This is a genomic window from Marinovum sp. E3, from assembly GCF_055755275.1.
Genome location: NZ_CM146908.1, coordinates 487,179 through 507,586, shown reverse-complemented (window position 1 = coordinate 507,586; position 20,408 = coordinate 487,179). Strand labels below are relative to the sequence as shown.

Genomic DNA, 20,408 nt, shown 5'->3' with positions numbered 1-20,408 from the left:
TGGCCGCACCGCAAGGGAATGTGCCACTCTGCCCTTGACCTTTGGGCCGCGCAAGGGTTGAACCCGGCACGATACCCTAGTGACAGGTGGCGGTCCCCTATGGACGATCAGAACAAGAACCTCATCCTCGCAACTGCGCTCAGCTTCGTCGTGATCCTGATCTGGTTCGTGCTGTTCCCACCGCCAGAGCCGGAGGCGATCGAGCCGGCCCCGGCGGTGACCGAGGAAACGGCGGCCCCCGGCGATGTCGCCGCCACCCCCGGCGTGGCTGACACCCCCGGCGGCACGCCGGCGACCGAAGAGACCGCCGCCGGCCCCGCCGACGCGCCGCGCATCGCGATCGAGACCCCGCGCCTGTCGGGCAGCATCTCGACCCAGGGCGGGCGGATCGACACCCTGGCGCTCAAGGATTACCGCGAATCCACCGAGCCCGATGCGCCGATCGTCTCTTTGCTGCGGCCGGTGGGCACCGCCGGCGCCTATTATGCACTGCATGGCTGGGCTCCCGGCCAGGGGCTCGCCATCGAGGATGTGCCCGGCCCCAACACCGAATGGCAGATCGCCGGCGATGCGACCCTGACTCAGGACACCCCGGTCACCCTGACCTGGGACAATGACGCCGGCCTGCGGTTTACCCGCCAGATCGCGGTGGATGCGGACTATATGTTCACCATCACCCAGAGCGTGGAAAACACCACCGAAGGCACCGTTTCGCTGGCCCCCTACGGCATTCTGGCGCGGCATGGCGAGCCGGTGGACCTGAAAAACTTCTTTGTCCTGCACGAGGGCGTTGTCGCCATGGCCGATGGCGAGTTGGCCGAGATCGACTATGACGACATGACCGATTTCGACGTCGATGCCCGCGAAGGTGTGCCGGCCGAGGTCATGCAGGTCACCGAGAACGGCTGGATCGGCTTTACCGACCATTACTGGATGGCGACCCTGGTGCCCGCGCCCGGCGAGGCGTTTCGCGCCGCCGCGAAATACGACCCGCGCCGCAACATCTACCAGACCGAGGCCGTCCTGCCGACCCAGAGCCTGGCGCCCGGCGCCAGCGCCGAGGTCACCACCCAGCTCTTTGCCGGCGCCAAGGAATGGGAAACCATCCGCGAATACGAGGCCGAGGGCGTCGAGGGCTTTATCGACTCGATCGACTGGGGCTGGTTCTTCTTCCTGACCAAGCCGATCTTTGCCCTGTTGCACTGGCTCAACCAGCTGATCGGCAACATGGGCTGGGCGATCATCGCGCTCACCCTGATCATCAAGGCCGTGCTCTTTCCGCTGGCCTACAAATCCTATGCCTCGATGGCCAAGATGCGCGAGCTTCAGCCGGAGATGGAGAAGATCAAGGAGCGCGCCGGCGACGACCGCCAAAAGCTCCAGCAGGAGATGATGGGCCTTTACAAGAAGGAAAAGGTCAATCCGGCCTCGGGCTGTCTGCCGCTGCTGTTGCAGATCCCGATCTTCTTCTCGCTCTACAAGGTGATCTTCGTCACGCTCGAGCTGCGCCACGCGCCCTGGATCGGCTGGATCGACGACCTGTCGGCGCCCGACCCGTCGTCGCTCTACAACCTCTGGGGCCTGCTGCCCTGGGCCGCGCCCGAGCCGGGCACCATCCTCGCGCTGATCTTCATCGGTATCCTGCCGCTGCTTCTGGGCGTCTCGATGTGGCTGCAACAAAAGCTGAACCCGGCGCCCACCGATCCGACGCAGCAGATGATCTTTGCCTGGATGCCCTGGGTCTTCATGTTCATGCTGGGCAGTTTTGCCAGCGGACTCGTGGTCTACTGGATCGCCAACAACACGATCACCTTCATCCAGCAGTATCTGATCATGCGCAGCCATGGGTACAAGCCGGACCTGTTCGGCAATATCACCGGCCGCAACAAGAAGAAGGCCGCGGAAGCCGCCAAGAAATGACCGGCAGGATCACCGATATCCTGCGGTATCCGATCAAGAGCCACGGCCGGGAGGCCGTGGCTCGCGTCACTTTGACCGAAGGCCAATCCCTGCCCTGGGACCGGCATTGGGCAGTGGCGCACGAAGCCTCGGATGCCGATGGCTCGGATTGGGTGCCCTGCCGCAATTTCACCCGCGGCGCCAAGGTGCCCGGCTTGCAGGCAATGACCGCCGCGCTCGACGAAGCCGACGCCCGGGTGACGCTGGCCCACCCCGAGCTGGGCCAGTTGAGATTTCGCCCCGATGACGAAGGCGCGCGGCTGATCGACTGGACGCGGCCGCTGATGCCCGAGGGCCGGGCCGCGTCGGACCGGGTGGTACGGGCCGAGGCGCGGGCGATGACCGACAGCGATTTCGCCTCGGTGACACTCTGCAACCACTCGTCGCACCGGGCAGTGTCGCAGAAGCTGGGCCGGGAACTGTCGATCCATCGCTGGCGCGGAAACCTCTGGTTTGACGGCTTGGCGCCCTGGGAGGAATTCGACTGGATCGACCGCGAGGTCCGGATCGGCAGCGCCGTGGTGATCCCGCGCGAGCGCACCGGGCGCTGTCTTATGACCCATGCCAACCCCGAGACCGGGGCCCGGGACGCGGATATTCTGGGCACGCTCGAGGCCTGGGGGCATCGCGATTTCAGCGTGATGGCCGAAGTGGTGAAAAGCGGCGAGATCGCCGTAGGTGACGAGATCGGACGCGCATGATGCAACTGCCCTTCCCCATAGCTGAAGAGCCCGACGCGTTTGCCCGCGAGGCGGGCCGCAAGCTCTTTGCCGGCGAGAAAGATTTCCTCAAGGGCGTGGTGGCCATGTCCGGCCTGCCGCCCGACGACCGGATCGAGGTTTGTTTCGCCGGCCGGTCGAACGTGGGAAAATCGTCTCTGATCAATGCCCTAACCGGGCGCAAGGGCATTGCCCGGGCGTCGAACACCCCGGGTCGGACGCAGGAAATCAACTTCTTTACCCTGGCCGAGAGTCATTACCTCGTCGACCTGCCCGGCTATGGCTATGCCAATGCGCCGCTGGCGGTGGTCGAGAAATGGCAGCGCCTGCTCAAGCAATATCTGTCGGGGCGGCAATCGCTGCGCCGGGCCTTCGTGCTGATCGACGCGCGGCACGGGGTGAAAAAGGTCGATGAAGAGATCCTGACCCTGCTCGACAAGAGCGCGGTGACCTTTCAGGCGGTGCTGACCAAGGCCGACAAGGTCAAGGCGGCAGAACGCGACAAGGTGATGGCGCAGGTGCGCAAGCGGCTCTCGGCGCATCCGGCGGCCTTCCCCGAGATCGTGGTCACCTCGTCCGAAAAGGGCGACGGTATCGAGACATTGCGGGCGATCATCGCGACGCTGATCTGACGCCCACCCCGTCCCGGCCCCCGCGCCGGGACCGCGCGCCCCACAGGCCCCGCCGGCCCGACGCGGGGCGCAGCGGCCCGCGGCCGCCTCCCCGACCCTTGCCAAACGGCCCCGGAGCCGGGTCCGGGGCGGGGCCACGCCTCCCGCAAACCGCTTGCACCCGTTTCCCCGGCTTGTGATAACAGCCTTTCAAGAGGGCCGAAAATGAGAACCCAGGACATGAACCGTGATTGGATCGCCACGGCTCGCACGCTGAGCCAGGCACTGCCGTATCTTCAGCGCTACACCGACGCCATCGTCGTCATCAAGCTTGGCGGGCACGCCATGGGCTCGGACGAGGCGATGGAGGAATTTGCCCGCGACGTGGTGCTGATGCAGCAGGTCGGGGTGAACCCGGTGGTCGTGCATGGTGGCGGCCCGATGATCAACGCGATGCTCGACAAGCTGGGCATCGAAAGCATCTTCGTAGGCGGCAAGCGGGTGACGGACAAACCGACGGTGGAAGTCGTCGAGATGGTGCTCTCGGGCCTCGTCAACAAGCGCATCGTGCAGGCGATCAACGCTCAGGGTGGCAAGGCCGTGGGCCTCTCGGGCAAGGATGCCAATCTGATCGTCTGCGAACAGACCCATGCCGACCTGGGCTTTGTCGGCACGCCCGATAGGATCAACACCGCGGTGCTGCACGACATGTTCCGGTCAAACACCATTCCGGTGATCGCGCCGCTCGGCGCGGGGCGCAAGGGCGAGACCTTCAACATCAACGGCGACACCGCTGCCGGCGCCATCGCCGGCGCGCTCAAGGCCGACCGGTTGCTGCTCCTGACCGACGTGGCCGGCGTCAAGAATGCCGCGGGCGAGGTGGTGACCGAACTGACGGCGGCGCAGATCCGCGAGATGACCGCCGAGGGCGTGATCGCCGGCGGCATGATCCCCAAGACCGAAACCGCGCTCGACGCCATCGGGCGCGGCGTGCGGGCGGTGGTGATCCTCGACGGACGCGCGCCCAATGCCTGCCTGCTCGAGCTCTATACCGAACACGGTGCCGGATCGCTGATCCGCGAAGTGCCCAAGACGTGAGTTGTCACATTCCGCCCATGGCATATATTCGCCGCCATGGAGAATGAAGCACTTGTCAGACTGGGCGCGTTCGGCGGGCTATTCCTGCTCTTCGCGGCGCTCGAAACGGTGGCACCGCGCCGCGTGCGCAAACATCCGCGCCGCGGCCGATGGCTGACCAACTGGGGCATTTCCATCGCCAATGTGCTGGCGCTGCGGGCACTGGCGCTGGGCCTGCCGCTGCTGGCGGTGGGCGCGGCGCTTGATGCCGAGGCGCAGGGCTGGGGTCTGTTCAACCAACTGGGCTGGCCGCTCTGGCTCGAAATGGCGCTGGCGGTACTGATCTTCGACTTTGCGATCTGGCTGCAACATCTGATCACCCACAAAGTGCCGCTGCTCTGGCGGCTGCACCGGGTGCATCATGCCGATGTCGATTTCGACGTGACCACCGCGATCCGGTTTCACCCGGTCGAGATCGCGCTGTCGATGCTGCTCAAGATCGGGCTGGTCTATCTCCTGGGTCCGGCGGCCTGGGCGGTGGTGATCTTCGAGGTGCTGCTCAATGGCACGGCGATGTTCAACCACGCCAACCTGCGCCTGCCGCTGGGTTTGGACGCGGCGTTGCGCAAGGTGCTGGTGACCCCCGACATGCACCGGGTTCACCATTCGGTGCACCGTCACGAACATGACAGCAACTACGGCTTTTCCCTCTCTCTCTGGGATCGGCTGTTCCGCACCTACCGGGCCCAGCCCGAGGCCGGGCACGACGGCATGACAATCGGGCTGGAGTGGCAGGACACACGGCCGACGCGACTGGGGTGGAGCCTGTGGCTGCCCTTCTCGAAGCGCTAGAGACGCAGGCGGAGGCGCGGCACCTGCGGGTGCTGGGCGGGTTTCATCCGGGGCCACGGGATGGCGCCCCCGAGGGCTGTGCCACCCTGCTGATGATCGGCCCGGCGGAACCCGGCTTCTGGCCGGCGTTCCAGGCCAGCCCGGAGTTTTCCGACGGCGCGCCCGATCCGCTCGACCGCTGGTCGAAACGGTTGCTGGGCGGTTGGGCCCGGGAACTGGACGCGCGCGCGGTGTTTCCCTCGGATGGCCCGCCTTATGCGCCCTTCATCGCCTGGGCCAAGGCCACGGGGCGGGTCTGGAATTCGCCCGCCGGCATCCTGGTGCACGACCGGGCCGGGCTGATGGTGTCGTTTCGCGGTGCGCTGGCGCTGGCCGAGCGGATCGCCCTGCCACCGGCCCCGCCCTGCCCTTGCGAGCGCTGCGCCAAGCCCTGCCTGAGCGCCTGTCCGGTGGGGGCGATGGGCCCGGACCGCGCATATGACGTGCCGCGCTGCAAGGGCTATCTGGACACCCCTGCGGGCAAGGATTGCATGACGCGGGGATGCGCGGTACGCCGGTCCTGTCCCCTTTCGCAGAGCTACGGGCGGGCGGAGGCGCAATCGGCCTTTCACATGAGGAGCTTTCACCCGGCATGACCCTGCGACTGATTTTGATGCGCCACACGAAATCGAGCTGGGACGACCCCTGGCAGGGCGATCATGCAAGGCGGCTGAACGGCCGCGGCCGGCGGTCGGCCGAGGCGCTGGGCAATTGGCTGCGGGCCAAGGGCCATCTGCCAGATGTGGCACTGAGCTCGGATGCGGTGCGCACGCAAGAAACGTTTGCCGGGCTGGCGCTGGCCTGCCCGGTGCGCTTCACACCGGCGCTGTATCTGGCCGATACCGGGACGATGCTGGAGCGATTGCGGCAGGCCGAGGCCCGGTCGGTGCTGCTGATTGGGCATAACCCGGGGATCGGCGCGTTTGCCGGGCGGCTGGTGGCAACGGCGCCGGACCATCCGAAGTTTGATCCCTACCCGACCGGCGCGACCCTGGTGGCGGAGTTCGCGGCCGAGAGCTGGGCCGGGGTGGACTATGGCACGGCATCCGTTGTCGATTTCGTGGTGCCGCGCGAGCTGGTGTGACGCGCCCCGGACCCGATCCGGGGCTACCAATTCCGACGTGACGAGAGGTTTCGGCCAAGCCTGGCAGGCTTTGGCGAGAGGCCGCGCGTGCCAGGCGGGCGTGCGCACCTCTGTTTGTCGAGGCACGCGCCCCGGACCTGATCCGGGGCCTCGCCCTTGCCCGGGACGGGTCTGCCCGGGGATGCCCGGCGCGTCTCAGTGTCCGAGGATCTGGCTCAGGAACAGCTTGGTGCGCTCGTTCTGCGGGTTGTTGAAGAACTCTTCCGGCTCGTTCTGTTCGACGATCTGGCCGGCGTCCATGAAGATCACCCGGTTTGCCACCTGCCGCGCGAAGCCCATCTCGTGGGTCACGCAGAGCATGGTCATGCCCTCTTCGGCCAGCTCGACCATGGTGTCGAGCACCTCCTTGATCATCTCGGGGTCAAGCGCCGACGTCGGTTCGTCGAACAGCATGATCCGCGGCCGCATGCAGAGCGACCGGGCAATCGCCACCCGCTGCTGCTGACCGCCCGAGAGCTGGCCGGGGTATTTTTTGGCCTGATCGGGGATCTTGACCTTGGTGAGGAAATGCATTGCGATTTCCTCGGCCTCCTTCTTGGGCGTCTTGCGCACCCAGATCGGCGCCAGGGTGCAGTTCTCGAGGATGGTCAGATGTGGAAAGAGGTTGAAGTGCTGGAACACCATGCCAACCTCGGAACGGATCCTGTCGATGTTCTTGACGTCCGACGACAGCCGGGTGCCATCGACCGAGATCGAGCCTTTCTGATGTTCTTCCAACGCGTTGATGCAGCGGATCAGGGTGGATTTGCCTGAGCCCGAAGGCCCGGCAATGACGATCCGCTCGCCGCGATAGACGGTAAGGTCGATGTCACGCAACACGTGGAACGTGCCGTACCACTTGTTCATGTTCTCGATCTGGATGGCGACTTCGTTGGAGATTTCCATCTGGGTTTGTGCAGCTTCAGCCATGGACAATCCCTCCTCTTAACGGTGATCGGTCTGAAGCTGACGCTCCAGCCATTGTGAATATTGCGAGATCGAGTAGCAGACGATGAAGAACAGGAAGACCGCAAAGCCCCAGAGTTCCCAATAGACGCCGTTCCACTCGGTCGAGGCGAGGATCGGTCCGCGGATCATGCCGACAAGGTCGAACATCGAGATCACCGAGACCAGGGTGGTGTCCTTGAACAGGCCCACCGCCACGTTGACGATGCCCGGGATCGAGATCTTGAGCGCCTGCGGCATGATGATCAGCCGGGTCGCCTGGGCATAGTCGAGGCCGAGGCTGTCGGCCGCCTCGTACTGCCCGCGCGGCAGCGCCGCCAGCCCGCCCCGGATCACCTCGGCGATATAGGCCGAGGCAAAGGCGGTGATCATGATGATTACCCGGATGATCAGGTCGAAGGTGGTGCCCGGCGGCAGGAAATAGGCCAGCACGACAGCACGACGTTCGCCACGAACAGCAGGGTGATCAGCGGCACGCCGCGGATGAACTCGATGAAGACGACGCAGATCCACTTGATGATCGGCATGTCCGACTGCCGCCCCAGCGCCAGCAGAATGCCGAAGGGCAGCGACAGCGAGACGCAGACCACGCCCAGGATCATGTTGAGCATGAAGCCCCCCATGTCGCGCGAAGGCACGGCCTCCAGCGCCAGGAAACCCGGTGCCGACCGGATGGCGAAACCGCCGAGGAACCAGGTCACCAGCGCCGCCACCAGAAAGGCCAGCGCGCCCATGGCAAAGCTCTGATGTTCGACCTTCTTGAAGGCGGCAAAACCCACCAGGAAGCCCGCCAGCGCCACCAGCGGCGCCAAGAGCGTGCCGCCCCAGATCAGCCAGAAGCCAATGAAGGGATAGAGGCCGGTAAAGAACAGCATCTGCTTGGGCAGCTTGTTGAACAGCACCGGCGCGGCGGCCAGGCCGAGCAGCACGAAGGCCAGGATAAGCCGCCAATACTGGTCCTGCGGATATTTGAAGCCGAACAGAAGCTGGTTCCAGCGTTCGGTGAGCACCGAGAAACAGCCGCCGGTGGTGCCTTGCAGGATCTCGCGGCATTCGGCGAGCGAATTGGTCGACCAGATGCCGTTGACAAACCACGGAAAGGCGCCGGCGACGATCTTGTAGATCACGAAGATCGCGATCACGGTCATCAGCGTGTTGGCCCAGCCGCGGAACAGGTTTTCGCGCATCCAGTGGACGACGCCCACCTCGGAGGCCGGCGGCTCCTGTTCCGGCAGCATGGTCTCGCGCACGAAAGCGACGGAATGTGCGTGCATGTCACTCATGGCTCAGCGCTCCTTCAGCTTAACGGCGTTGTTGTAGACGTTCATGATCGCCGAGATCGCGAGCGAGATCGTCAGGTAGAAAAGCATCAGCAAAAGCACGCATTCAATGGCACGGCCTGTCTGGTTCAGCGTGATGCCGCCCAGGGTGCCGGTCAGATCCATGTAGCCCACGGCGATGGCGAGCGAAGAGTTCTTGGTGAGGTTGAGATATTGCGAGATCAGCGGCGGGATGATCACCCGCAGCGCCTGCGGCAGCACCACCAGGTTCATGATCCGGTTCGGCCGCATCCCGAGCGAGGCCGCGGCCTCGGTCTGGCCCTTGCTGACCGCCAGGATACCGGCGCGGACGTTCTCGGCGATGAAGGCGGCGGTATAGATCGACAGCGCGAACCACAGCGACAGCAGCGAGTTGCGCATGTAGATGCCGCCCTGGAAGTTGAAACCGGCAAGCTCAGGATATTCCAGCGAGATCGGCATGCCGAGGACAAAGAACATCAGCAGCGTCGGCACAAAGAACAGCGCCGCCGTGGGCCAGGCGCGCGGCAACAGCACGCCTTCATTGTAGAGCTTCCTGGTGGTGTAGCGGCGATAGACCACGATCGCCACCAGCGAGGCGATGAAGGTGGTGACGACCAGCCAGGAACCGGGCTCGTAGATCGGCGCCGGAAGATAGAAGCCACGGCCGGTAAAGGCGAAGGCCTCCCACAGCATCGACGCCTCGGCATCGTCGCCGCGGAAGTCGCGCGGTTGCGGCAGAACGGCAACAAAGACCGCCATGATGATCAGGATCCAGATCAGCACCGGCACATTGCGGAAAATCTCGACGTAGACCGACATCAGCTTGCGGATCAGCCAGTTCGGCGACAGCCGCAGCACCCCGACAAAGACCCCGACGATGGTCGCCATGATACAGCCCATGACCGCCACCAGAAGGGTATTGAGCACCCCCACCATCGAGGCGCGCCAATGGGTTGACTGGCTGTTGTAGTCGATCAGGGTCTGGTTGATGTCGTAGCCGGCCGGCTCACCGAGAAAATCGTAAGAGATGTTGAGCCCGGCGGCGGCGAGGTTCTGGACGAGGTTCCACCCCAGGTAGGCCATGGCAAAGATCAACAGGATCAATGCGATGAACTGGAAGGTGATGGACCGGTAACGGGTGTCGTTGATCAGCTGCGATAGCCGGAACGACTCCACCGGAGGGTCGGTGACGGTCGACATGATATGATCCCTGAGTGTCCGCGATCTTGGGGGCCGGCGGTTTTCCCGCTCTGAGGCCCGGTGCGGAGGTTATTGTGCACAATGCAACAAGGGCGCGGTGTGACCGCGCCCTTGCCGTGTCAGACTTAGCGGAACGGCGGTGCGTAGAGCAGGCCGCCATCGGTCCATTGTGCGTTCAGACCACGCGACAGGCCGACCGGGGTGTTCTCGCCGATGTGCTTCTCGAACAGCTCACCGTAGTTGCCGCCGGCCTTGATCGCACGTGCGGCCCAATCGGCGTCGAGGCCCAGCATCTCGCCAAGGTTGCCTTCGGTGCCCAGCAGACGGTTGATTTCGGGGTTCTCGGTGCCCGACATCATTTCGTCGATATTGGCCGAGGTCACGCCCAGCTCTTCTGCCGCGATCAGCGCGTTCAGCACCCAGCGATTGACATCACCCCATTCGTTGTCGCCGTGGCGGACAAGCGGGCCGAGCGGCTCTTTGGAGATGATTTCCGGCAGGACGACGTGATCGCCCGGGTTTTCGAACGCGGCGCGCGTGGCGGCGAGGCCCGAGGCGTCGGTGGTGTAGACGTCACAGCCACCTTCGAGATAGAGCGGCTGGGCTTCGGCGTTGGTTTCGATCGGAACCGGCTCGTAGCTGATGTTGTTCTTGCGGAAGAAGTCCGCCAGGTTCAGCTCGGTCGTGGTGCCGGTCTGGATGCAGACGGTCGCGCCATCGAGTTCCTTGGCCGAGCTGACACCCATGTCCTTGGGAATCATGAAGCCCTGACCGTCATAGTAGTTCACGCCGACGAATTCGAACTTCAGGTCGACATCGCGCGAGAAGGTCCAGGTGGTGTTGCGGGCCAGCAGATCGATCTCGCCCGAGGCCAGCGCGGTAAACCGCGTCTTGCCGGTGGTGGGGACGAATTCGACGGCCGTCGGATCGTTCAGCACGGCGGCGGCGACGGCGCGGCAGATGCCGACGTCAAAACCGTCCCAGTTGCCGTTGGCGTCGGGGGCGGCAAAGCCCACCAGGCCCGTCGTCACGCCACAGTTGAGCGTGCCGCGTGCCTTGACGTCATCCAGCGTAGCTGCGGCGGATGCGCCAGCAGCAAGACCGGCGACCGTCAGCGCGCCAAAGAATACGGATTTTTTCATGATTACCTCTTCCTGTTTTTTGAGCCGCCATGTCACTCGAGCGGTCTCGGCCTCCCTCGCGGGACGCCACACTCTTGTAAGGAAGCCTCGCTCCCCAACGGCCCAAGTGTGGGCGGATTTCCGCAGAAACGTCAAGCCTAGCATGTGACAAATTGCCCGCAGAACTGGCACATTTCCGGCACTGACGCCGGGTCACTGATCCTCCGACAAGCGCCAGACCTCTGCCGCGTGCAAAAAAGCGGCCCGCTTCAAAGCGGTTTGATTCTGTGCCTCTTCGTCCTCGCCCCATTGCTCTTCCTGCCAGGTCTCATCGATCCGCGACAGCTCCCAGAGCGCCTGTGGTTCGTTTTGCCCCCGAGCCACCGCCAGGCCGATCACCAGCGAGCCCGAGAGCGACACCAGATCATGCAGCGCCGCGAGCTGAAACCGCGTGCAGGCATGGACGGCGCGGCGCAGCGGCACCAGCGCCGCCGCGTCCTGCGACAGGTGCATCACGCCCGAGGTGACGGCCAGCCGCGCGCCAAAGGTCTCGTCCGCCCAGTCCAGCAGCGGATCCCACCCGGCGTTCTGCCGCTGGCGCAGCGCCTCCGGCGCTTCGGCGCGGTAGCACAACAGGTCGGTGCCGCCATAATCGGCGATCATGTCCGCCACTTCCGCCTGCTGGACCGAGACCTTGTCGATGGCGGCATTGGCGGTCCGGGTAAACGGCATTCGGGTCGGATCGATTTGCTCGTCCACCGCCTCCCACTCGGCCCGCACCGCCTCGGCAAAACCTTCGCTCGGCAGCACCAGCGGCGCCTTGGCCGGGGTCTTGACCGGCCGGGTGTCGAGATAGACGCCGTAGCCGCCGGCCTCTGGCCGGATCTCGGCCGTCTTCCAGAACCGTTTCGCTTTCCACGCGCTCATGCGCCCTGCCCCCATCTTTCCCCGAGCACCTCCGGCAGCGCCGCCATCTCGTTCAGGATGATATCCGCCGAGGTCAGCGCGCTGACCGGGTGATAGCCATAGCTCATGCCGATGGCAAAGATCCCCGCCGCGCGCGCCATATCCATGTCGAAACTCGTGTCGCCCACCATCACAGCATCAGCCTTGTCCACCCCGGTCTCGGCCAGCGCCGCCTCGAGCATCGCCGGATGCGGCTTGGAGGGGTGAAAATCCGAGACCTGCTGGGTGACAAAACGCCCGGTCAGCCCCTGCGCCTCGAGCAGCGCGGTCAGGCCGCGCCGCGATTTGCCGGTGGCGATGCCCAGAAGCCAGTCCTCCTGCCGGGCCAGCCGATCGAGCACCTCGGCCACGCCGGGATACAACGGCCCGCTGTGGCCGGCCTGGCGTGCGCCCACATAGGCGTCCTTGTAGTGGGCGACCAGCGCCTGATGGGTTTCGCCGGGCAACCCGGGCGCCAGCCGCGCCATCGCCACCTCGAGCGAGAGACCGACAATCGAGAGAATGTCGGCCCGGGCCGGCGGCGCCATCTCCAGCGCGCCAAAAGCCGCGTGCATGGCGCCGACGATATCGCCCTGGCTGTCCACCAGCGTACCGTCGACATCAAAGATCACCAGCCGCAAACGGCTCATTGCAGCGCCTCGAAAGGGTCGTCGTCGGCGAGATCCTCGGTCCAGCCGAAGGTTTCGAAAGTATGGGCGAAATGCTCGGGAAGCGGTGCCGTTATGGTAATCGGCTTGCGCGTCTTGGGGTGTTCCAGCCGCATGGTGCGGGCGTGCAGATGCAGCTTGTTCGAGATGATCCCGCCCAGCTTGGCGCCCCAGCCGTCGCCCAGGTTCTCCTGCCCCGAGCCCCCGTATTTGCCGTCGCCGACGATCGGATGGCCGATCTCGGCCATATGCGCGCGCAACTGGTGGGTGCGGCCAGTGATCGGCTCCATCGCCACCCAGGCGGCGCGGCTGGCAACGCGATAGAGCGTGGCATATTGGGTGATCGCGCGTTTCGCGCCCGGCGTGCTGTCGATCTCGCGCGGGTGGACGGCGCGCATCTTTTCGCCTTCGCCATGGGCGCCGTGGCCGCCGGCCTTGACCAGCCCGAACTTGATTTCGCCGAGATAGGGCACCGGCACGCCGGCGACCACGGCCCAGTAGATCTTGCGGGTCTCGCGGTGGCGGATCGCGGCGGTCAGCAGGCGCGCCATTTCCTGAGTGCGCGCCAGCAGCAACACGCCCGAGGTGTCCTTGTCGAGCCGATGCACCAGACGGGGCTTTTCGTCATAGCCGAAGCGCAACGCCTCGGCGAGCCCGTCGACATGGCGGGTCTGCTTGCTGCCACCCTGGGTCGGCAGGCCCGGCGGCTTGTTCAAGGCGATGATATGGTCGTCCTTCCAGATCACGCAGGCGCGGATCATTTCGGCATCGGCCTCGGACACGATGTCGCGCTTCGGCGCCGGCTTGGTCAGCTCGGCATCGGGGATCGGCGGAATGCGCACCTCCTGCCCCGCCTCGATCCGGGTCGCGCTCTTGACCCTTCCGCCATCGACCCGAAGCTCGCCCTTGCGGCACATCTTCTCGATGCGGCCCTGGCTGAGATGCGGAAACATCCGCCGCAGCCAGCGGTCGATCCGCTGCCCGCCATCGGCCTCGCCCACGATCTGTTTCTGTACGCCACTCATGCGAAATACCCCCGCGCCGCCATCATTCCGGCAAAAAGCGCCGCAATCGCCACCCCGACCGAGCCCGCAACATATAGCGCCGCCGTCGTCACCTGGCCGCGCTCGAACAGCGCCACCGCATCCAGCGAAAAGGCCGAGAACGTGGTGAACCCGCCCAGCACGCCGGTCATCAGAAACGGCGCGAAGCGGGTCGCATGGCAATGCGCCAGCACCACCACCAGCGCGCCCATCAGGAACGATCCCAGAACGTTTACCAGGAGCGTGCCCCAGGGAAAGCCGTGCCCGATGACGCGCACCGCGGCAATCCCGGTGAGATAGCGCGCGCTCGCGCCGATTGCGCCGCCGGCGGCGACCTGGAGAAGGGTTGATGTCATGGCGCGTCTGTCGCGCGGGTGGTGCCACTTGTCAAGCGGCCTCCGGCGCGCGGGCCGGGACGCCGGCGGGGCCGCTAGCCCTCGTCCCGCTTCGATCTCAGCTTGGCGAAATAATCCACCCGTTTCTTCAGCTCGCGCTCGAAGCCGCGTTCCACCGGCAGGTACATCACCGGGCGTTTCATCGTCTCGGGAAAGTAGTTCTGGCCGGAAAACCCGTCTTCGGCATCATGGTCGTAGGCATAGCCGTCGCCGTAGCCCTGCTCTTTCATCAACCGGGTCGGCGCGTTCAGGATGTGTTTCGGCGGCGGCTCCGATCCGGTGCGTTTGGCCTCCTTGCGGGCCGCCTTGTAGGCGACATACGCCGCGTTGGATTTCGGTGCCAGCGCCAGATAGACCAGCGCCTGCGCAATCGCCAGCTCGCCCTCGGGGCTGCCGAGGCGTTCGAAGGTCTCCCAGCTCTGCAAACAGACCGCCTGGGCCTGCGGATCGGCCAGGCCGATATCCTCGACCGCCATGCGGGTGATACGCCGCGCCAGGTAGCGCGGGTCTTCGCCGCCCTCCAGCATCCGCGCGAACCAGTAGAGCGCCGCATCCGGGTCCGAACCGCGCACCGATTTGTGCAATGCCGAGATCAGGTTGTAATGCGCATCCCCCGATTTGTCGTATTGCGCCGCCCGCCGCATCAGCCGGCCGGCCAAGGCCTGCGGATCGAGCTTGCCCGAGACCTCCCAGGCCATCACCTGCTCGATCAGGTTCAGGAGCGCCCGGCCATCGCCGTCGGCCATCTCGAGCAGCGCCTCGCGCGCCAGCCCGTCCAGCGGCAGCGGCCGGTCGAGTTCGGTCTCGGCGCGCTGCGCCAGCCGCTCGAGATCGGCAAGTTCCAACCGGGTCAGCACCAGCACCTGCGCCCGGCTCAGAAGCGCGGCGTTGAGCTCGAACGAGGGGTTCTCGGTGGTTGCGCCCACCAGCAGGATGGTGCCGTCTTCCATATGCGGCAGGAATCCGTCCTGCTGCGCCTTGTTGAAACGGTGGATCTCGTCGACAAAGAGCAGCGTGCCTTGGCCGTTGGCGCGGCGGTGCTTGGCGGCCTCGAAGACCTTGCGCAGCTCCTGCACGCCGGTGAAGATCGCGCTGATCTGGACGAAATGCACGTCGGTGACATCGGCCAGCAGCCGCGCGATGGTGGTCTTGCCCACCCCGGGCGGCCCCCAGAACACCAGTGAAGACAGCGCACCGGATTTCAGCATCACGCCGAGCGGCGCCTCGGGGCCGAGAACCTGCTCCTGGCCGATCACCTCTTCCAGCCTGGCCGGCCGCAGCCGGTCGGCCAGCGGACGCGGGGCGCTGTCGGGGACCGCATCGGGCGAGCTGTCGAAGAGATCCGCCACCCGATCAGACCCGGAACCGCAGCGCCAGGCGGCGATTGCCGCGCTGGACCTGCACCGCGACCCGGCCCGAGGCCTGCGCCAGAAGCCGCGCCGCCTCGGACGGTCGCTCGATGGCATACCGCCCGACAGCCAGCAGGATATCACCGGCGCGCAGCCCGATGCGCGCGCCCACGGCCCCCGGCTCAAGCACGATCACGCCGCTGGCATTCGCCGCCAGCCCGAGTTCGTCGCGCAGCGCCGGGTTGAGCCGGGCCAGCCGCAGCCCCTCGAACCGATCCCCGCGGCCCAGCACCAGCTCTTCGCGCGGCGGGTCATCGGGCGGAGCGATCAGGGTCACGCGGGCCTCGGCCGGGCGGCCGCCGCGCATGTAATCCACCGTCACCGATGCGCCGATGCCGCGCACCGACATGCGATAGATCATCTCGGCCGGCGTGTTCACCGGCAGGTCATCGACCGCGAGGATCACATCCCCCACCACGATCCCCGCCGCGGCAAAGGGGCTGGCCGCATGCAGTTCCGAGATCACCACGCCGCCCGGCAGCGCCAGGCCGAGGCCATCCGAGAGATCGGCATCCACCGCCTGGCCGTTCATCCCCGCCCAGGGCCGCAGGAAGCGATCCTGGCCGTCGCGGGCCTGGGCCACGAATTGCGCCACCAGCGAGGCGGGAATGGCAAAGCCGATGCCGTTCGACCCGCCCGACCGGGTCAGGATCGAGGTGTTGATGCCGATCAGCCGGCCGCGGGTGTCGATCAGCGCACCGCCGGAATTTCCGGGATTGATCGGCGCGTCGGTCTGGATGAAATAGCCCCGCATATTGCCGGTCGCCACGCCGGATCGCGCCAGCCCCGACACGATGCCCGACGACACCGTCTGCCCCACGCCGAAAGGGTTGCCGATCGCCAGGGTCAATTCACCCACCTCGACGGTATCACTGTCGCGCAGGGGCAGATGCGGCATGTCGCTGGCGCCGTCGAGTTGCAGGATCGCCAGATCGCTCTGTTCGTCGGCCAGCAGCACCGAGGCGGAATATTCGCGCCGGTCGTTGAGCACGACGCTGATGTCGGTCGCCTGGCCGATGACGTGGTAATTCGACACCACGATGCCATCGTCCGACAGGATCACCCCGGAGCCCAGCGAGTTCTGCACCCGTGGCTGGCGCTGGCCGAACTCGCGGAAAAATTCGCCAAAGAACGGATCCTCGGCAAAGGGGCTGCGCCGGGTCTCGACCACCCGGCGGGCATAGATATTGACCACAGCGGGAGCGGCCTCGCGGACCAGTGGCGCAAAGCTGAGCGAGATCTCGGCACGGCTCTCGGGCACGCGGGTCTCGGACAGGGCCGGGCCGGACAGCAAGGCTAGGGCAAGGGCCAGGAACAGTCGCATCTTCCCTCCTTCTCGGGGTTCGGAGCTGATATGCCCGTCTGCCCCGGCTGTTTCAAGCCGCAGCCGGAACCGCGGCGCCGCTGATGCGTTGATCGCCTGAACCGCTGGAAAAAGGAGGCTACCATGGCAGACCGCAAGAGGTCACAGGACGGCGAACGGGAGACAGAGAAATATGTCGACGACGCCGCAACGCCCAGCCAGCAGGGCCGCGCTGACGGCAATCTCGAGCGCAAGGTCGGCACCCGCGACCTGCTCAAACAGGCCGAAAAGGACCGGCCTGGCGTCACCCGCGTGCGGAAAAGCGACAAGTTGGAAAAGGGAGAGGACTGACATGGCGCGGATCAGAAATGGCACCTGGATCGTGGTGACCGACAGCGAGAAGGCGCTCTTCCTGCGCAATCTGACCGATCACGAGGATCCGCACCTCGAAGTGACCGGCAAGGACGAACAGGAAAATCCCTCGGACATCGAGCAATCCGCCAACCGTCCCGGGCGGATGCAGGACACCGGCGTACAGCAGCGTTCGGCGCTGGACGACACCGACTGGCACGAGCTGGCCAAGGAGCGGTTTGCCGCAGATCTGGCCGAAAAGCTCTATCACGAGGCGCATGAGGGCAATTTCGAGCGACTGATCCTTGTCGCCTCGCCGCAGGTGCTGGGCGATTTGCGCGCCGAACTGCATCAGGAGGTGAGCGACCGGGTGGTTGCCGAGATCCCCAAGACGCTGACCAACCATCCCGTCGGCAAGATCGAAGATCTGGTCAAGAAGGAACTCGACGCCGGCTGAGCGCGTTGACCGGGTACGTAGTGAGTATGGGCCAGTCCGAAGGGGCTGGTCCTTTTCATTGTGCCTACCTGCGACCGCAGGTCACTGGGCACCAACGAATTCATGATTAGATACGTCAGGCCCCTCAGGAGGTTTTCATGTCCCCGCAACCCGAGACACGCGCACTCTACAACGGCGATTGTCCGATCTGCGATGGCAAAATGGGCAGCTATGCCGCCTATTCCCAAGCGCGCGGCCTGCCGATTGCCTTTGACGACCTCAACAGCGGCGATCTCGCCCGCTGGGGTGTCACCGAGGATGCGGCGACGCGGCTGTTGCATGTGCGGCACCGCGGCGAATTGCATCTGGGGTTTGACGCCATGTTGGTGCTCTGGGCTCAAATGCCGCGCTATCGTTGGCTGGCGCGGATTGGGCGGCTGCCGGGGATTTACCAGATTTGCGACCGGGTCTACGCCGATATCATCGCCCGTTGGATTTACGCGCGGCACAGGCGGCGCAAGGCCGCCGGCAAGATCGCGTAACCTTGGCTCACGATCTTGAACCTCGGGGCCTGCCGTCCCGAAGCTGGTCTGACCGCGGCGCGCTGGCCGCCGCGCGGCCATAGCCCGGGCGGCCGGTTGCGCTTTGGGCGACATCGAAATTCCAGATCACGGCAAAATTGGTGATCAGCGCGCCCAGCACCGAAAACAGCAGTTGCGAGGGCGTCAGCACCAGCGCCGAGGCCAGGAAGACCAGCGCATCCACCGCAAGCTGGAACCAGCCGGCCTTGAACCCGGTCTTCTGCTCCAGAAGGATGCCGACGATGGTCATCCCCCCGGCCGAGGCATTGTGGCGAAAGGCCGCGACCAGCCCGACGCCGCTACAGGCACCGCCCAGCAGCGCCGCAATCGGCGGATCGAGGCGGTCAAAGCCCATGGTGCGGCCGAAGACCTCGGACATGAGCGACACCCCGGCCACCACAACCACCGTGCGCAGGGCAAAGTCCGGGCCGCGCTTGACCCAGGCGAGGATCAGGAAGGGAATGCCGATCAGAAAGAACAGCGGGCCGAAACCCAGCGGCAGCACGTAAGACAGCAAGAGCGCGATTCCCGCGGTCTGCCCGGTAACCAGGCCGGCGGATTTCAGAAACACCACGCCGATGCTGATCAGGACGATGCCGAAGGTCAGCCCCTGGAGATCAAACACGGACACTGGCAGTTTCATTGCGATCTCCGAAAGCGGTGCGTCGCCGCAAGACAATCAGTTGCCAGCCCTCGTGGCAAAGAAAAACCCCCGCTCGAAAGAACGGGGGTTTGAAATGGGCGAAACCTGGACGGTTTATTCGTCCGCCGCTTCCATCTCGGCCAGGCGGGCCTTGTCGGCGGCGCCTTTTGCATCGACGTCGCGGTCGACCAGTTCGATGATCGCCATCGGTGCCATGTCACCATAGCGGAAGCCGGCTTTCAGAACGCGGGTGTAGCCGCCCTGACGGTCGGCATAGCGCGGGCCGAGCACTTCGAAGAGCTTGGCGACGTCCTTGTCTTCTTTCAGCGCGGCTGCGGCCTGACGGCGGGCGTGGATATCGCCGCGCTTGCCGAGGGTGATCAGCTTTTCGACAACGCGCTTGAGTTCTTTTGCCTTGGGCAGGGTGGTCTTGATCTGCTCATGTTCGATGAGCGAGCCGGCCATGTTCGACAGGAGCGCCTTGCGGTGCTCGTGGGTGCGGTTCAGGCGGCGGTAACCTTTTGCGTGACGCATGTGTTTGGTCCTTCATGTGCCCTCTACGGGCGGTTTTGCTTTGTCCGGCGGCCCATGCGTGGCGGGCCGCTCTCCTTGGGGCGGGATGCCCGGAAATTGCAAAGGGCCCGAAGGCCCCGTCGCAGCCACCCCGGGACAGGCCCGGAGGGATGCGGGTCTTTAGCCGAAAAGGCGAAGGCGGGCAAGCCCCGGTTTTGGCGCTGCGGTCCTGCCCTGCCTCGCCGCGCCCCGGACCCCGCTCCGGGGCCTCCTGGCGTGCTAGATCGCCTTCTGGTTCACCCGTTGCGACAGGCGCTCGGCGCTTTCCACCCGTTCGCTGTAGCGATCGGTCAGATGCGCCTTGAGATCGCGGGTCAGCAGGGTGAATTTCACCAGCTCCTCCATCACGTCGACGATCCGGTTGTAATAGGCGGAGGGCTTCATCCGCCCGTCGCCGTCGAACTCCAGAAAGGCCTTGGCGACCGAGCTCTGATTCGGGATCGTCAGGCAGCGCATCCAACGGCCCAGAACGCGCATCTGGTTGACCGCGTTGAAGCTCTGCGACCCGCCCGAGACCTGCATCACCGCCAGCGTCTTGCCCTGGGTCGGCCGCACCGCGCCGAGCGAGAGCGGGATCCAGTCGATCTGGGCCTTCATGATGCCGGTCATGCTGCCGTGGCGCTCGGGCGAACACCAGACCATGCCCTCCGACCAGGTCACCAGATCGCGCAGCTCCTGCACCTTGGGATGGTCGGCCTCGGCATCGTCGGGCAATGGCAGGCCGGAGGGATCGAAGACCCGCGTTTCGCAGCCCAGTTTCTGCAAGATGCGCGCGGCTTCCTCATTGGCCAGCCGGGAATAGGACGTCTTGCGCAGCGAACCATGCAACAGCAGGATGCGCGGCTTGTGGGTCGCGCGCAGCGGCGCGCCAAGCGCCGCCAGATCGGGCTGATGCAGCTTGGTTTCGTCGAGATGCGTATTGTCTGACATGGTGCGGCTCCCTTTCCGGCGGCGAATGCAGAGCGCATCTAGCCGTCCGGCCGCCCGGCCGCAAGTCTATTTCATGATTTCTCGAAATATCGAGCGCATGGCCGCAAAAGAAAAAGGGCAGGTGCTTGCGCCCTGCCCTCGTTCGATCTCTGGTTCGGAAGCC

22 protein-coding genes and 1 pseudogene are annotated in these 20,408 nt (G+C 65.4%); 10 read left to right on the top strand and 13 right to left on the bottom strand.

Annotation, left to right across the window (positions count from 1 at the left end):
• Positions 1-99 precede the first annotated feature (99 nt).
• From yidC to AC0J5K_RS02465, 7 genes are all read left to right on the top strand, one after another.
• Complete coding sequence (gene yidC, locus AC0J5K_RS02495; RefSeq protein WP_074834250.1) at positions 100-1,920, top strand: membrane protein insertase YidC; 1,821 nt, start codon at positions 100-102, stop codon at positions 1,918-1,920.
• Positions 1,917-2,660 (top strand): MOSC domain-containing protein, encoded by a 744-nt coding sequence (locus AC0J5K_RS02490; protein WP_074834249.1) that lies wholly within the window; start codon positions 1,917-1,919, stop codon positions 2,658-2,660. The genes yidC and AC0J5K_RS02490 overlap by 4 nt, the downstream gene beginning before the upstream one ends.
• A complete protein-coding gene (yihA, locus tag AC0J5K_RS02485) occupies positions 2,660-3,310 on the top strand; it encodes a ribosome biogenesis GTP-binding protein YihA/YsxC (RefSeq protein WP_048533657.1) in 651 nt (216 codons plus the stop codon). The genes AC0J5K_RS02490 and yihA overlap by 1 nt, the downstream gene beginning before the upstream one ends.
• Positions 3,311-3,514: 204 nt before the next feature.
• Entirely contained in the window at positions 3,515-4,387 is an 873-nt protein-coding gene (gene argB, locus AC0J5K_RS02480) for an acetylglutamate kinase (protein ID WP_274566191.1), read from the top strand.
• 36 nt (positions 4,388-4,423) lie between these two features.
• Positions 4,424-5,218, top strand: a complete 795-nt coding sequence (locus tag AC0J5K_RS02475) for a sterol desaturase family protein (RefSeq protein ID WP_048529655.1) — start codon at positions 4,424-4,426, stop codon at positions 5,216-5,218.
• Positions 5,194-5,853 carry a ferredoxin gene (locus AC0J5K_RS02470; RefSeq protein WP_274566192.1) on the top strand — a complete coding sequence of 220 codons (660 nt, stop codon included), beginning with the start codon at positions 5,194-5,196 and terminating at the stop codon, positions 5,851-5,853. The genes AC0J5K_RS02475 and AC0J5K_RS02470 overlap by 25 nt, the downstream gene beginning before the upstream one ends.
• Positions 5,850-6,341, top strand: coding sequence for a SixA phosphatase family protein (locus AC0J5K_RS02465; protein WP_048529653.1), 492 nt, complete (start codon positions 5,850-5,852; stop codon positions 6,339-6,341). The genes AC0J5K_RS02470 and AC0J5K_RS02465 overlap by 4 nt, the downstream gene beginning before the upstream one ends.
• Positions 6,342-6,536: 195 nt before the next feature.
• Here the strand turns inward: AC0J5K_RS02465 and AC0J5K_RS02460 are convergent, their stop codons facing one another.
• The 10 genes and pseudogenes from AC0J5K_RS02460 to AC0J5K_RS02415 all read right to left on the bottom strand — a co-directional run bounded on the left by AC0J5K_RS02460 (position 6,537) and on the right by AC0J5K_RS02415 (position 16,752).
• Complete coding sequence (locus tag AC0J5K_RS02460; protein ID WP_048529652.1) at positions 6,537-7,310, bottom strand: amino acid ABC transporter ATP-binding protein; 774 nt, start codon at positions 7,308-7,310, stop codon at positions 6,537-6,539.
• Between the two features lie 15 nt (positions 7,311-7,325).
• A pseudogene (locus tag AC0J5K_RS02455) lies at positions 7,326-8,629 on the bottom strand (amino acid ABC transporter permease).
• 3 nt (positions 8,630-8,632) lie between these two features.
• Positions 8,633-9,847: an amino acid ABC transporter permease gene (locus AC0J5K_RS02450; RefSeq protein ID WP_048529648.1), complete on the bottom strand. Its 1,215-nt coding sequence runs from the start codon at positions 9,845-9,847 to the stop codon at positions 8,633-8,635.
• Positions 9,848-9,972: 125 nt separating this feature from the next.
• Positions 9,973-10,989, bottom strand: a complete 1,017-nt coding sequence (locus tag AC0J5K_RS02445; RefSeq protein ID WP_048529646.1) for an amino acid ABC transporter substrate-binding protein — start codon at positions 10,987-10,989, stop codon at positions 9,973-9,975.
• 192 nt (positions 10,990-11,181) lie between these two features.
• Positions 11,182-11,895, bottom strand: a complete 714-nt coding sequence (locus AC0J5K_RS02440; protein WP_074834243.1) for an ATP12 family chaperone protein — start codon at positions 11,893-11,895, stop codon at positions 11,182-11,184.
• Positions 11,892-12,563 (bottom strand): HAD-IA family hydrolase, encoded by a 672-nt coding sequence (locus tag AC0J5K_RS02435; RefSeq protein WP_048529641.1) that lies wholly within the window; start codon positions 12,561-12,563, stop codon positions 11,892-11,894. Before AC0J5K_RS02435 ends, AC0J5K_RS02440 begins: the two co-directional genes overlap by 4 nt.
• Positions 12,560-13,606, bottom strand: coding sequence for an RluA family pseudouridine synthase (locus tag AC0J5K_RS02430; protein WP_274566193.1), 1,047 nt, complete (start codon positions 13,604-13,606; stop codon positions 12,560-12,562). The genes AC0J5K_RS02435 and AC0J5K_RS02430 overlap by 4 nt, the downstream gene beginning before the upstream one ends.
• Positions 13,603-13,980 (bottom strand): fluoride efflux transporter CrcB, encoded by a 378-nt coding sequence (crcB, locus tag AC0J5K_RS02425; RefSeq protein ID WP_274566194.1) that lies wholly within the window; start codon positions 13,978-13,980, stop codon positions 13,603-13,605. Before crcB ends, AC0J5K_RS02430 begins: the two co-directional genes overlap by 4 nt.
• A 74-nt stretch (positions 13,981-14,054) precedes the next feature.
• Positions 14,055-15,368, bottom strand: a complete 1,314-nt coding sequence (locus AC0J5K_RS02420; protein WP_274566195.1) for a replication-associated recombination protein A — start codon at positions 15,366-15,368, stop codon at positions 14,055-14,057.
• 4 nt (positions 15,369-15,372) lie between these two features.
• Entirely contained in the window at positions 15,373-16,752 is a 1,380-nt protein-coding gene (locus AC0J5K_RS02415) for a trypsin-like peptidase domain-containing protein (protein ID WP_274566196.1), read from the bottom strand.
• Between the two features lie 123 nt (positions 16,753-16,875).
• On the opposite strand from AC0J5K_RS02415, the gene AC0J5K_RS02410 reads away from it, so the two are divergent.
• From AC0J5K_RS02410 to AC0J5K_RS02400, 3 genes are all read left to right on the top strand, one after another.
• The gene (locus tag AC0J5K_RS02410; RefSeq protein ID WP_048529630.1) at positions 16,876-17,082 is read left to right on the top strand and encodes a hypothetical protein; all 207 of its coding nucleotides are present in this window, start codon (positions 16,876-16,878) and stop codon (positions 17,080-17,082) included.
• A 1-nt stretch (position 17,083) separates the two neighbouring features.
• The gene (locus AC0J5K_RS02405) at positions 17,084-17,539 is read left to right on the top strand and encodes a host attachment family protein (RefSeq protein ID WP_048529629.1); all 456 of its coding nucleotides are present in this window, start codon (positions 17,084-17,086) and stop codon (positions 17,537-17,539) included.
• A 137-nt stretch (positions 17,540-17,676) separates the two neighbouring features.
• Complete coding sequence (locus AC0J5K_RS02400; RefSeq protein WP_074834234.1) at positions 17,677-18,060, top strand: thiol-disulfide oxidoreductase DCC family protein; 384 nt, start codon at positions 17,677-17,679, stop codon at positions 18,058-18,060.
• Positions 18,061-18,067: 7 nt separating this feature from the next.
• Here the strand turns inward: AC0J5K_RS02400 and AC0J5K_RS02395 are convergent, their stop codons facing one another.
• The 3 genes from AC0J5K_RS02395 to arsH all read right to left on the bottom strand — a co-directional run bounded on the left by AC0J5K_RS02395 (position 18,068) and on the right by arsH (position 20,245).
• Positions 18,068-18,742 (bottom strand): YitT family protein, encoded by a 675-nt coding sequence (locus AC0J5K_RS02395; RefSeq protein ID WP_074834233.1) that lies wholly within the window; start codon positions 18,740-18,742, stop codon positions 18,068-18,070.
• A 114-nt stretch (positions 18,743-18,856) separates the two neighbouring features.
• Positions 18,857-19,276: a 50S ribosomal protein L17 gene (rplQ, locus tag AC0J5K_RS02390; protein WP_048529621.1), complete on the bottom strand. Its 420-nt coding sequence runs from the start codon at positions 19,274-19,276 to the stop codon at positions 18,857-18,859.
• Between the two features lie 258 nt (positions 19,277-19,534).
• Positions 19,535-20,245 (bottom strand): arsenical resistance protein ArsH, encoded by a 711-nt coding sequence (arsH, locus tag AC0J5K_RS02385; protein WP_274566197.1) that lies wholly within the window; start codon positions 20,243-20,245, stop codon positions 19,535-19,537.
• Positions 20,246-20,408: the final 163 nt, after the last annotated feature.